Source organism: Streptomyces huasconensis, from assembly GCF_021028635.1.
Classification (GTDB): Bacteria; Actinomycetota; Actinomycetes; order Streptomycetales; family Streptomycetaceae; genus Streptomyces; species Streptomyces huasconensis.
On the sequence record NZ_CP086119.1, the window covers coordinates 521,386 to 533,334 of the forward strand.

Sequence of the window (11,949 nt, forward strand, 5' to 3'; positions counted from 1 at the left end):
GCACGGCCCCATGCGTTACGTGGGCAATCTCCCGTACGCGACGAAAGAGGAAGAACACGTCCTCATCCCGATGTCCGACGGCGTCCGGCTGTCGGCGCGTGTCTGGCGCCCCGCGTCCTCGGACGACGCGCCGGTACCGGCCGTCCTGGAGTACATCCCGTACCGCAAGCGCGATCTGAGTTCGGTGCGCGACTCGATCCACCACCCCTACATCGCGGGCCATGGCTACGCGTGCGTCCGTGTGGACGTTCGCGGCACGGGCGAGTCCGAGGGCGTCCTGCGGGACGAGTACCTGGAGCTGGAGCAGACCGACGCCGAGGAGGTGCTCGCCTGGCTGGCGGAGCAGCCCTGGTGCGACGGCTCCACCGGCATGATGGGCATCTCCTGGGGGGCGTTCGCCGCGCTCCAGGTCGCCGCGCGACGGCCGCCGAGCCTGAAGGCGATCGTCATCTCGTCGTTCACCGACGACCGGTACGCCGACGACATGCACTACATGGGTGGCGCGATGCTGTCGGACAACCTCGCCGAGGCGGGGACGATGTTCGCGTACGCCACCTGTCCCCCCGACCCGGCGGTGGTCGGCGACCGCTGGCGCGAGATGTGGCACGAGCGCCTGGAGAGCACGCGCCCCTGGGTCGTGGAGTGGCTGCGCCACCAGCGCCGCGACGACTACTGGAAGCACGCCTCGGTCTGCGAGAACTACCAGGACGTACAGTGTCCCGTCCTCGCCTCCAGCGGCTGGGCGGACGGTTACTCCAACGCCGTGACGCGACTGCTCGGCAATCTCGACGTGCCGCGCAAGGGGCTGATCGGCCCCTGGTCGCACAAGTATCCGCACCTGGGCGAGCCGGGCCCGGCCATCGGCTACCTCCAGGAGGTGGTGCGCTGGTGGGACCACTGGCTCAAGGGCGAGGAGAACGGCGTCATGGAGGGCCCGATGCTGCGCGCCTGGATGCAGGACAGCGTGCCGCCCTCGACGGCGTACGAGGAGCGGCCGGGCCGCTGGGTCGGTGAGCCGGACTGGCCCTCGCCGCACATCGAGGAGGTCAGCCGTCCGCTGACGCGGCACCGCATCGTCTGGGACGGGGAGGCGGTCGCCAAGGACGGCTCCGGTGAGGCGATGACCGTGCAGTCACCGCTGTCGGTCGGTCAGTTCGCGGGCAAGTGGGCCTCCTACAACGCGCCGCCCGACCTGCCCTACGACCAGCGCGAGGAGGACGGCGGTTCGCTGGTCTTCGACTCCCCGCAGCTGACCGAGCCGGTCGAGATCCTCGGTTCGCCCTGCGTCGACCTGGACCTGTCGGTCAGCGAACCGGTCGCCACGGTCGCCGCCCGCATCTCCGACGTGGCCCCCGACGGGCGTGCCACCCGGGTGACGTACGGCGTGCTGAACCTGACGCGCAGGGACGGCACGGGCGAGCCCGAACCCCTGGAGCCGGGCCGCCGCTACCGCGCGACGCTCCAGCTCAACGGCGTGGCCCAGTGCTTCCCGCCCGGCCACCGCATCCGGCTCTCGCTGTCGACGTCGTACTGGCCGCTCGCCTGGCCGCCGCCGAAACCCGTCCTGCTCAGCGTGTACGAGGGCACCAGCGCGCTGCGGCTGCCGGTGCGGCCGGTCTCCGAGCCGGACAACGCGCCGCCGCGCCCCTTCGGCGAGCCCGAGGGGACGGAACCCCTGGCGACCACCCGGCTGACGCAGCCGGACCAGCGCTGGGAGGTGCGGCGGGATCTGATCGGCTACAACTCCGCGCTGGAGATCGTCAAGGACCGTGGGACCGTGCGGTACGAGGACATCGGGCTCGATGTCGGCTGCCGCGCCTTCGAGCGGTACACGTCCACGGGCGAGGACTTCACGTCGGTGACCGGCGAATCGGCCTGGACCATGCGGTTCGCGCGGGAGGACTGGGACGTGAGCGTCCACACCCGCACGGTGCTGCGGTGCGACGGGGACGACTTCCTCGTCGAGGCGGCGCTCGACGGCTACGAGGGGGAACGCCGCGTCTTCTCCCGTACGTGGAACGAGACGGTGCCCCGGGACTGGCTCTAGGCGGACATGGGGGTCAGGTCGTCCTTGCGGGCGCGGCGCACCGCGGGGGCGATCGAGACCGTCCCGACGAGGAAGATCAGACAGAGGGTGAGCCAGCCGTACGAGCCGTAGTGGATCACGAGGAAGGAGACCGCGGCCGGGCCGACGGTGGCCTGGATGACCATGTGGAGGTGGAACGCGCCCAGGTACTCCCCCCGCGCCGCCTCGGGGGCGAGTCCGAAGCCTAGGCCGAACGCGCTGGCCGACTGCCCCAGCTCGGCGAACGTGACGAGGAGGACCGCCGTCAGGGCGAACACGCCCGCGACCCAGGCCGTGGTCACGTTGCCGATGGCGAGGGCGAGGCATGCCGCCACGCTGACCAGGCCCGCCTTGCGCGCCGCGCCGACAGAGCCGTCCAGGGTCTCGGACCCCTTGGCGAACTTCACCTGGAGGAGCACGACCAGGATCGTGTTCAGCACGAAGACCACAGGGATGACGCTGCGGGGAAGCTTGTCACTGGTCACGAGCCACAGAGGGATGCCGACCATGAGGACCGCGCTGTGCAGGGCCAGCAGGCTCGACGCGCCGATGACGCCGAGAAAGGGTGTGTCCTTCAGCGCCCGGAAGCGGGACACGCGTTCCGTCTTGACCGGCGAGACGGGCGTGGCGGGCAGCCGCAGCACGAGCCCCGCCGCCAACAGGAACGAGAGGGCGTTGCCGAGGGGCAGCGCCTGCATCGCGGAGCCTCCGAGGGCGATCAGCGCCGCGGCCATCAAGGCTCCGGCCGAGAAGCCGACGTTGAACACCGAGCGCAGGGCCGCGCGTGCGCTGACCCGGTCGCCCTCCGGGACCAACTCCGCGATCAGGGTGTGGAACAGTGGGCCGCTGCCCCATTCGAGCGCGCCCACCACGCCCACCACCGCGAAGAACGCCGGCAGCGAGCCGACCGCCGGGTAGAAGCAGTAGGCCACGCCGATCGCCAGCAAGGTGAGGAACAACAGACGCCGGGCCCCGATCCGGTCGGCGGCCATGCCCATGAGCACGCTGGAGACGAACCCGGAAAGGCCCGCGAGCGAGAGGCCGAGGCCGACCTGGGCGGCGGGGAGGTCGGCGACCACGATGAAGTAGACGGCCGAACCGGAGGTGAAGATGCCGCCGCCCACGCTGTCGAGGAAGTGCAGCAGACCGAGCGTCCTGGCCGGGCCCCGCAACGAGGCGTAGTTGTTCCGCACGAAAGAAGCGATCACGTTCAACTCCGTGGCATGTCAGGCGATAAGGGGCCGCGAGAGCCCGTCCTCACGGAAGCGGGGGGAACTCGTCGTCCGGGAAGGGGACTCCCTCGGTGACGCCGACCGGTTCGATGAGGGGTTCGCCGACAGGGCGTTTGCGGGGGTCGTAGCGCGTCTGCACATCCATGTAGACGACCACGTGGGCGATGCGCGGGTCGTCGGTGAGGTTGGGCGAGGCGCTGTGGGCGGTGAGCGAGTGGTGGAAGGTGCAGTCACCCGCCCGGAGGGGGACGGTGACGCGCGGTTCCCAGACCAGCTCCGGAACGGCCCGCATCAAGTTGTCGGCGTCGCGCAGATCCTGGCGGTGCTGGCCCTCAAGGAGGTGCGAGCCGGGGATGAAGGTCATACAGCCTCGTGGCGCGGGGACGTCGACGAGGGCGACCCAGGCGGACAGGGAGTGCCGGGAGCCGAGGTGGGGCCAGTAGGGCCGGTCCTGGTGGAACTCGGTGGGAGCACCGTTGTGCGGCTCCTTGATCATCAGATGGTCGTGGTACAGCCGCAGCGGGACCCCGGCCAGGGCGGTGGCCGCGGCGGCCAGGGCGGGGCTGAGCGTGAGCTCACGGAGGGTCTCGTCCTGCTGCCACAACTGCATCAAGTGGGTGAACGTCGGATCTGGAGGAACGTCCTTGTTGCGGTCTCTGGCCGCCAGCGCCGCCTTGGCGTAACGGGCGGCGTCCTCCTCGCCGATGATGCCGGGGATGCGGACGAACCCGTCGCGGCGGTAGGCGGCTACCTGTTCTTGGGTCACGGAGTGCGTCATGCGTTCTTCCCTCGTGGGGTGGGACAGTGAAGGCGCGGGTCCTGGCCGGGGTGGTCGTGGCCGGACTGGTCGCGGTCGTCGGCGATGTCCGCGAGGCGCGGCCGGTACCTCAGGACGACAGCGCCGCTCGGACGGCTTCGAGGGCGTCGGCCCGCTTGCGGTCCCAGTGGTCGAGGCGGTCGGCGGCGAAGTGCTTCTCCAGCACCGCCGCGGCGTCCCCGGGAAGCCCACGCTTCCACTGCTTCACCAGGAAGGAGTGCCGTCTGGCCCGGAAGTTCAGGGACCGCGCGATCTCCAGCGCGGTGCGAGCCTCCTCGGGGGTGAGGTCTTCCTCCCTCACCCGTTCCGCCAGCAGCCAGCGGACATTCACCAAGGGGACGGTGACGGGGGTGTAGTCCTCCGGGTCGTAGAGGAGCGCGACCTCGCCGTCGGACTCGATGGAGCCGTTCAGGTACTGCTCGTAGACCCAGCCGCTGCCGGTCATCCCGATCGTCCGGCACTCCACGGCCCGCAGGGCCCCCATCGAGGACGCGCCGGTCAGTGGTTGCCCGGCGAACAGGAGGGCCCGTACCTCGGTCACGCTGACCGCGAGGCTCTGGCCGAACTCCCCGTCCAGCATGACGATCCTGCGGGGAGGCTCGGCGCCGATGAGAGCGGACAGGTCCTGCCGGCGGACCGGCGGGCGCAGGTCGAGCGTCCGGTTGTGCTCCTCGGCGAGCCGGCGCAGGTACGAGAGGTCCGCCGGGCGCAGCGAAGGGCCGGTGAACACCGTGACGGTGGTGGCGGCGCTCATGACAGGGGCTTCGCGAGTCCGGCCCGCACCATCTCACGGTGCAGGCGCGTGCCCAGCCGGGCGGGATCGTTGTGGTGGACCTCCAGGCCGGGAACGATCGCCTTGGTCACCGAGAAGGGCAGGCCGTCGGGGGCCAGTTCCGTCGCGAGCACCAGCGGGAGCCCGGCGCGTTCCAGCCCGGCCAGGACCACTTCGAGGTCACCGTCCGTCGTGCCGGTGCTTACGCTCCGGACCACGTCGAAGTCCGCCGCGGGCCGTCCACCGCTCCACGTCCTGTACATCTCCTGCAGCGCCTCGTAGGACGAGTGCCGGCGATAGGCCTGCCCCGTGAAGTCCTCGCGTGCGCCCGCGATGACCGCGAGCCTCGACTGGGCGGCCTCCGTCAGCGCGCGGGTCACCGCGACGACCGGATCGAGATGGCAGCCCGCGCCGCCGTTGAAGAGCATGCCGTCTCCGGCCTGGGTGTCGTCGGTCGTCGCGAAGAAGGTCGGCACTCCGACGTCGTTGACGTAGGCGAAGACCTGGACCTCGATGCCGATCCGATCGAACCGCCCGACCAGTTCACGGGCGGCGTCCGGCAGTGAGGACAGCCGGATGTGCCAACCGCTCTTCAGGGTCTCGCCGAACGCCGTGCAGTCATGCTCGATGGTTTCGAGCAGCCCGTGCAGCAAGGCTTCCTGCGGGCTGTTGCCCACGGCGAGACCTATGGTGTTCGACCGGAACATCCCGCACTCGTTCGGGAACGGGACGAAGACCGCGAGGGCGGGCACGAGCACCTCGACGTCCGAGGCCAGTTCCCGTACGGGCCACCAGCCGATGGACACGTCCTCGGTCCAGGTGTGGCCCCGCTTGAGGATCAGACGCCGCGGGTCGAGGACCGGGACACCCGCCCCGCGCAGTTCGGCGTACGAGGCCCGGAGCGGAGGTTCGCCCGCGCGCTGCTCGCACCACGTCCGCTCGATCGCCTCCATCATGGCCGACACGCGGGCCGCGGCGGGAGTCATCCCCTTGCCGCTGGTCACCGTGTTGAGGCCGGGGGCCGCGGTGGGACGGAAGCTGTTGAAGACGGGGATGCCGAGGTCGTCGAGCTCCGTGACGTCGGCGATCCGGGTGATGCCGCACCGGGTGAACGAGGCTCGGGCCAGCGCTTCTGTCTCCTCCAGCGTGCGTGTCCGCAGTGAGGTGCCGCAGGCGGTGGCGGGCGCGTCCTCGACGGGCGGGAACCAGTGGGTCCGGTCCAGGCTCGCGGGGACACCGGCAGGAAGGCCTGGGGTGAGGCCCGCGGTGGAGCCCGCGGGCACAGCTCTCGTGGGGGCAGGCGTAGGGGCGTCCGTCGGGACGTCCGTGTGCACGATCGTCATCTGACGCTGAGTTCCTTCCGTGCTGAGCGGCCGCCGAGCGTCTCGCGACACGCCCGGGCCACCCATCGGTGCCAGGCGGCGGCGTTCGCGGGCCTGAGGATGCTGTGCCTCTCATCCGGGACCAGCATGAGTTCGACGTCCACGCCCCGGGCGTCCAACGTCCGGTACATGGCGCGGGATTCGCCGACCGGTACGTGGGTGTCCTCGCATCCGTGGGACAACAGCACCTTCGTCCGGGGGGAGATCGCCTCCAGCGCGAGGCTCTCCGAACGGTAGGAGGGCGATGAGTCCACGGGGCCGTATTCGCGCAGCCAATGCCAGTGCAGGTCGCACGCACGTGACACCGCCGCGAAGTCCGCCCAACCGCAGTGGCTGACGATCAGGCGCGGTGCGCGCAGGAGTGTCCCCAGGGCCAACGACAGGAAGCCCCCGAAGCTCGCTCCCATCACCGCCACTCGATCGGCGTCGAGACGTGGATCGAGCAGCGCGTCCGCGACCTGCTCGGCGGCCACGGCGGCCACCTCGGAGGTCCATTTCCCCCACCCCCGTTCGATGGCGTCCTGGCCGTAGCCGACCGACAGGGGCGGATCGGGCATCAGCACCGCGTATCCGTCGGCCACGAACGGCCACGGGTTCCACCGCCAGGACCAGTCGGTCCAACTGAGCATCGGTCCGCCGTGGCACCAGACCAGGACGGGCAGCTCCCGGTCGACGTCCTCGGGCAGACAGAGCCAGCTGCTCCACTCGGTGCCGTCGGACGCCTTGTGGGTCAGGCGCTCCATCCGGCCTCGGGGAGTGGCGGCGACGGCCGGGGCGAGGATCTCCGCGCGGGGGGCGTCCGGCGTGGTGAGCTCGACGGTGACGACCGAGGGGGGTGAGGCGATGGTGGAGCGGACGACCAGGGCCTCACCGGCGCGGGCCGTCACGGAGCGCACCGAGCCGCCGGTGTCGATCCGCGTGACGACGTCCTCGTCGACAGCGACCCGCCACAGGTACCGTCGCCCGTCCTCCTCGCCGGTGCACAGCAGGGCCTTCGGGTCCTGCCAGGCACGCGGCTGGAGCCAGTCGCGGTGGTCCCGCCCGACCTTGCGCACGACGAGGCCGTCGCTCGACACCAGGGCCGCTTCCTGGCGGGGTGCAGTCCCGGGAACCGCGATCCGTTCCGCGGTGCAGGCGAACCAGGCGCCGTCCGGGGAGGCGATCGTGTCGCTCAGATCGTCTTCGGCCCACACCTGGCGGGCGTCGTCCGGCGCGCCGACGGAGAAGACAAGCAGCCCGTGGCGACGGTGCCCGCCGGGAAGGAAACGGACCAGTCCGGCGGCGCAGCGGCGGCCGTCGGGTGTCAGGGCGAGCTGGCCGGACAGCAGGGTGTCCTGGCCGAGGGGTGTGGGCAACAGTTCCGGTCCGGATGGGTCCTCGGCCGCGTCCAGTGACAGGCCGACGAGCTTCAGCACCTCGGCGCCGAACCGGTGGCCGGAGCGCGGCCAGAGGTCGCCGTCGAGGGTCACCGCGGTCAGGCCCTGCCGTGCCGACTCCTCCCGGAGCGCACGGTCCGAGGCGAAGGAGTCCGCCTCGGCGTGGACCCAGACGGCCGCGACCACCGTCCGGTCGGCGGCGGCGTAGCCGACCACATCGCGGGCGGTGCCGAGCAGCGCCTCCGGCTCCCGCCCCTCGCGGTGCCGCCAGAGCGACCGGCCGCCGACGGGATCCGCCGCTGGCGGACGCCGGTTCGAGAGGAACAGGTAGTCGTCGGTGCCGAGAACTGTCACCGACGAAGCGCCGGCGTGGGCGTGCCGCAGCGTCGGTTCGTCGCCGTCGAAGGAGTAGGCCAGGACGAAAGGTACGAGGTCGGGGCGGTTCTTCCGCTCGATGTCGGATTCGACGAGAAGACGGCTGCCGAGCCGGTGCGCCGACTTGAGCCGCTGCTGGGCTCGGATGAGGTCGAACAGGGCGGCCCCGGCAGCACCTTCGGTGGTGGGCTCGCTCACGGTCCTACGCCCTGCCTTCGCGTTGCCGGAGCCGCACGGCCTGCTCCGCCAGCGCTCCGCGATCGTGGCCGGTCAGATGGTCACGCAGTGCGGTGCCGAGCCAGGCGACCTTCTCCGCCGGGGACAGGAAGTGATGTGTTCCGGCGATCTCCGCCGCGGCGGGGCCCTTGAGGAACTGTGCCAGGGCCAGCTCGGCCAGGTCACGGGCCGTGGGCTGCTGGAGGGAGATCAGGAGGAAGAGCGTGTCCGTGCCGTCCGGGGCTGCCCGCCGTACCTGTCCCGGCGGAACGTACAGTACGTCGCCGGCCTGAAGGACGCTCTCAGAGGCGTCTGCGCCCTCGCCCACGACCCAGCGCGTCCGGCCGTCCACCTGCACGACGAGGGCGTGAGCGCCATCGGCCCTGGCGGGCATCCCGGCGGATCCGGCGGCGCAGAGGTACGCGTCGGTGCCGACCTGGGCACGGCACTCGCCGCGGAGCCCGTCGACCAGGGCGCCGATCCCGGCGTTCCAGTCCTCCAGCTGGCTCAGCACGAAGACGTGGCCGGAGGCGACCGCCTCCCGCACCGCGGTCGGCTTCGCGTACCCCGGGCGGGGCTTCGTCTGGATGATCCGGGTCTCCCGGACGCCCGAGGACGTGGGAGTGGCGTCCTGCCGCAGGACGCCGAAGTAGGGGGCGACCAGCGAGCCGCAGTCCAGCTCGCGCCAGACGTCCGCCATGGAGAGCAGCGCCTTCGCCGGCTCACAGGTGTACGTGGCTGTACGGTTCCCCCACACCTGGGTGAGGAACGACTCGGCGTCACCGACGAGGTCGGCGAGGGTCACGGGCGGCCGCGTGGCCGCGTCGGCCGGTGTGGTCTCGTCCGCTCGTGAGGACGTGTCGATCGTCATGGTTCAGGCCCTCCGGTTCCGCATGCGCGCCACGGCCGCGTCCACGAGTGCGTCCGGGTCCAAACGGTCCAGGTGGTCGAGCAACGCGCTCGTCACCGCCTCGGCCTTGTCCTTTGTGGAGACGCCGGGGGTGGCGGCCTCCAGCCGGTCCGCCTCGTCCCCGAAGCCCTCCATCAAGGACTCGACGAGCTCCAGAGGAGCCGGCTCCGTGAGGGTCAGGGTCAGGTGGAGCGAGGTGCCCGCGCGGGCGGTCGCGACGTGGGGCACGCCGTGGGGCAGGTAGAGGACGTCGCCCGGCTCCATGACAAAGGAGTGCGAGTGGCTGTCCGCGTCCAGTTCGGGCAGGAGCCCGCCGCGCGCGTCGACCTTGTCCGGGGCGTCGTAGATGCGCCACTCCTTGGCGCCCGCGATCTGGAGTGCGAGCACGTGGGACGGGTCCCGGTGCGGAAGCATGCCGGTGTTGTCGCACGGGGTGTAGAAGATGTAGGCCTTGAGCTCGGCGGGCAGCCGGCTCTCGATCTCGTCCATGAGTCGCCGTGTCGGCAGGTGCCAGTCTTCGAGCTGGCTCAGCTTCATCGTGGCGCCGCCGTCGAGGAGCCCACGGACCTTCCGGGCGTCGGCGAAGCCGCTCACGCCCTGGCCTCGGACGTTCCTGGTCCGGGTGAAGTCCGAGATCGCGGGCTGGACCCCCTCCTTCAGGAGCATGAAGTACGGCCAGCGGAGCAGGCCGACGTCCAATATCTCCTGAATGGCCGCCTCATCCAGCATTCCTGTGACGGGAGAGGCGTTCTTGAACAAGCCGTGTTTCTTGTTCCAGAAAGCCCCCATGAGGTCGACTTCCTCAATGAGGCGAACAAGTGGATGCACAGTTTCCACGAGAATCCTTGTCGGTCAAATGACTCCATTCGGAGACGGCCCGAAGGCCGTCTCCGAATGGCGTGCTGTCAGGCCTCGTTGATGACGCCGACGACCATCGGGCGCTCGTGGTCGGAGAGCTCCGCGACCTCGGCCTCAGCCTCGGCGATGATGACCTCTTCGTTGGTGGCGGCAAGCTTGTCATTGATGGACATAGAATTCCCCTTTGCCGTTTCACTAATCCCGCCGAGTGACGGGTCAGGAATTATTAGATAAGAAGAAGGATGGCGCGTCAAGAGGAAAGGAAAGAAGTAATTCGCTGACGCATGCCCGCCGGACCCAAACCGTGAGCGATGGAGTGCTGGCGAGATGATCCGTAGTTTCTCAGCTCTTCTTTGGCAACCCCAAGAGCGAGAATCCGGTGCGGCTCGGCGACCAAGGCGTCGGATATCTCGGTCGTCGACGTCCCCGCGAGATAGGGCTCGACCAGGACGACGGAGGCGGCCACTTGGTCGCGTACAGCGGCGCGCAATCCCTCGGCGTCGAAGGGGCGAATCGTCGCGGCATAAAGGACGGTGACGTCGAGCTGTTCGGTGGCTTGAAGAACGGAGTCGGCCAGGGGGCCCACCGCGATGACCGTGGCCTGTTTCCCTCGGCGCAGGACCCGGAATCCCGGCCCGGCACCCAGACCGTACGGCTCGGCGTTCGATTGGTTGGACAGGCGGACGTAGACGAGTCCGTCGCCCGTCGCGGCTTCGCGCAGCTGTGCCTCGGCCTCGTCCGGGTGGCCCGGCACGTGGATGGTCCAGCGCGGCAGCGTCGACAGCAGGGCGACATCGCCGGGCGACTGGTGGGACCGGCCGCTGCTCGCCATGTCGTAGGAGGCGCCGGCGCTGACCAGGACCGCGCCCACGTCCTGATGGTTCAGGTCCAGTTTGATCTGTTCGAAGGGCCGCTCGACGAGGAAGGGGGCGAAGCTGTGGGCGACCGGCCGCATTCCCGCCAGCGACAGGCCGCCCGCCACGCTCACCAGCAGTTGCTCCCTGATGCCCAGGTTGAGCACCCGATCGGGATGGTTCTTCTTGGCTGTGCCGAACAGGCCTGCGGTGAGGTCGGCGGTCACCAGGGCGAGGTTGTCGTGGGCGTCGAGCAGTTCCGTCGTGATGTCGACGAAGCGCTGACGCATGATGCCGGCCAAGGGCACTCCTCTGGATGGCTCGGGGATCGGGGAGTCAGCGGTCAGCCGCGGCACCCACGTCGGCGACGACCAGACCGGGCCGACCGGGGTGCGGGGTGGCGAAGGCCTTTTCCAGCGCGTCGTGGTCCCGGCCGTCGACCCGCTCGGTCGCCCAGCCCTCGGCCGCGAACCGCGTCTCCAGGCCGCCGGGCCAGCCCTGTGTCGCCGAGTGGTTGTCGATGACAACGGCGTTCAGCCGGTCCAGACCGGCGCGCGCGGCGTAGGCGACCGCTTCGTGGTTGGACCCCTCGTCGAACTCGCCGTCGCCGAGCAGGACCCAGATCCGGGAGTCGGTGAGGCCGCGGGCCCGCAGCCCCAGCGCCGTCCCCACCGCCAGGGGCAAGCCGTGTCCCAGAGACCCGCTGGAGATCTCGACGCCGGGGACGAGCGCGCGGTCGGGGTGGTAGCCGAGCGGTGACCGGAACGCGCCGAACATGTCGAACAGCTCGGGCCCGAAGAAGTTCTTGGCACACAGCACCGCGTAGTAGGCCTGCGGGCCGTGCCCCTTCGACAGATAGAAGCGGTCACGATCCTCGCGCATGGCGGGATCGACCCGCAGGACCCGGTCGTAGAGGACCCAGAGCGCGTCCACCGTCGAGGCCGCGGCCTCGGAGTGCTTCTCGTCCCCGGTCATCCTCGACATCAGCCCCGCCAGGTCCCCGAACCCGTAGGGGCCCGGCACCACGTCCCGTGACCGGGTCAGGTGGTCGCGCATGATCATCCTTTCGACGGCCACGCCAAAACGTACACT

Annotated in this window: 11 protein-coding genes; 1 reads left to right on the plus strand and 10 read right to left on the minus strand. The window is 70.3% G+C overall.

All coding sequences use genetic code 11. From position 1 onward, the window contains the following. Positions 1-10: 10 nt before the first annotated feature. Positions 11-2,047, plus strand: coding sequence for a CocE/NonD family hydrolase (locus tag J2N69_RS02310; protein WP_230899200.1), 2,037 nt, complete (start codon positions 11-13; stop codon positions 2,045-2,047). On the opposite strand, the gene J2N69_RS02315 is transcribed toward J2N69_RS02310, so the two are convergent. From J2N69_RS02315 to J2N69_RS02355, 10 genes are all read right to left on the minus strand, one after another. Then, a complete protein-coding gene (locus J2N69_RS02315) occupies positions 2,044-3,273 on the minus strand; it encodes an MFS transporter (RefSeq protein ID WP_230899201.1) in 1,230 nt (409 codons plus the stop codon). The two genes, J2N69_RS02310 and J2N69_RS02315, sit on opposite strands and share 4 nt — an antisense overlap. A 49-nt stretch (positions 3,274-3,322) precedes the next feature. Further along, positions 3,323-4,075, minus strand: a complete 753-nt coding sequence (locus J2N69_RS02320; RefSeq protein ID WP_230899202.1) for a phytanoyl-CoA dioxygenase family protein — start codon at positions 4,073-4,075, stop codon at positions 3,323-3,325. Between the two features lie 109 nt (positions 4,076-4,184). Further along, entirely contained in the window at positions 4,185-4,868 is a 684-nt protein-coding gene (locus tag J2N69_RS02325) for a TfuA-like protein (RefSeq protein ID WP_230899203.1), read from the minus strand. Next, the gene (locus tag J2N69_RS02330; protein WP_230899204.1) at positions 4,865-6,229 is read right to left on the minus strand and encodes a YcaO-like family protein; all 1,365 of its coding nucleotides are present in this window, start codon (positions 6,227-6,229) and stop codon (positions 4,865-4,867) included. The genes J2N69_RS02325 and J2N69_RS02330 overlap by 4 nt, the downstream gene beginning before the upstream one ends. Next, positions 6,226-8,217, minus strand: coding sequence for a S9 family peptidase (locus J2N69_RS02335; RefSeq protein WP_230899205.1), 1,992 nt, complete (start codon positions 8,215-8,217; stop codon positions 6,226-6,228). The genes J2N69_RS02330 and J2N69_RS02335 overlap by 4 nt, the downstream gene beginning before the upstream one ends. Positions 8,218-8,221: 4 nt before the next feature. Next, positions 8,222-9,106: a cupin domain-containing protein gene (locus tag J2N69_RS02340; protein WP_230899206.1), complete on the minus strand. Its 885-nt coding sequence runs from the start codon at positions 9,104-9,106 to the stop codon at positions 8,222-8,224. Between the two features lie 3 nt (positions 9,107-9,109). Further along, positions 9,110-9,874: a cupin domain-containing protein gene (locus J2N69_RS02345; RefSeq protein ID WP_230899207.1), complete on the minus strand. Its 765-nt coding sequence runs from the start codon at positions 9,872-9,874 to the stop codon at positions 9,110-9,112. A 176-nt stretch (positions 9,875-10,050) separates the two neighbouring features. Beyond that, complete coding sequence (locus J2N69_RS36375) at positions 10,051-10,176, minus strand: hypothetical protein (protein ID WP_269075588.1); 126 nt, start codon at positions 10,174-10,176, stop codon at positions 10,051-10,053. A gap of 77 nt (positions 10,177-10,253) precedes the next feature. Beyond that, entirely contained in the window at positions 10,254-11,147 is an 894-nt protein-coding gene (locus J2N69_RS02350) for a transketolase family protein (protein ID WP_230904541.1), read from the minus strand. Positions 11,148-11,193: 46 nt separating this feature from the next. Beyond that, complete coding sequence (locus tag J2N69_RS02355; RefSeq protein WP_230899208.1) at positions 11,194-11,913, minus strand: thiamine pyrophosphate-dependent enzyme; 720 nt, start codon at positions 11,911-11,913, stop codon at positions 11,194-11,196. Positions 11,914-11,949 lie beyond the last annotated feature (36 nt).

Coding starts and splice junctions, on each gene's coding strand:
- J2N69_RS02310 (WP_230899200.1), top strand. CDS start 11: ATGCGTTACGTGGGCAATCTCCCGTACGCGACGAAAGAGGAAGAACAC.
- J2N69_RS02320 (WP_230899202.1), bottom strand. CDS start 4,075: ATGACGCACTCCGTGACCCAAGAACAGGTAGCCGCCTACCGCCGCGAC.
- J2N69_RS02325 (WP_230899203.1), bottom strand. CDS start 4,868: ATGAGCGCCGCCACCACCGTCACGGTGTTCACCGGCCCTTCGCTGCGC.
- J2N69_RS02330 (WP_230899204.1), bottom strand. CDS start 6,229: ATGACGATCGTGCACACGGACGTCCCGACGGACGCCCCTACGCCTGCC.
- J2N69_RS02340 (WP_230899206.1), bottom strand. CDS start 9,106: ATGACGATCGACACGTCCTCACGAGCGGACGAGACCACACCGGCCGAC.
- J2N69_RS02345 (WP_230899207.1), bottom strand. CDS start 9,874: ATGCTGGATGAGGCGGCCATTCAGGAGATATTGGACGTCGGCCTGCTC.
- J2N69_RS36375 (WP_269075588.1), bottom strand. CDS start 10,176: ATGTCCATCAATGACAAGCTTGCCGCCACCAACGAAGAGGTCATCATC.
- J2N69_RS02350 (WP_230904541.1), bottom strand. CDS start 11,147: ATGCGTCAGCGCTTCGTCGACATCACGACGGAACTGCTCGACGCCCAC.
- J2N69_RS02355 (WP_230899208.1), bottom strand. CDS start 11,913: ATGCGCGACCACCTGACCCGGTCACGGGACGTGGTGCCGGGCCCCTAC.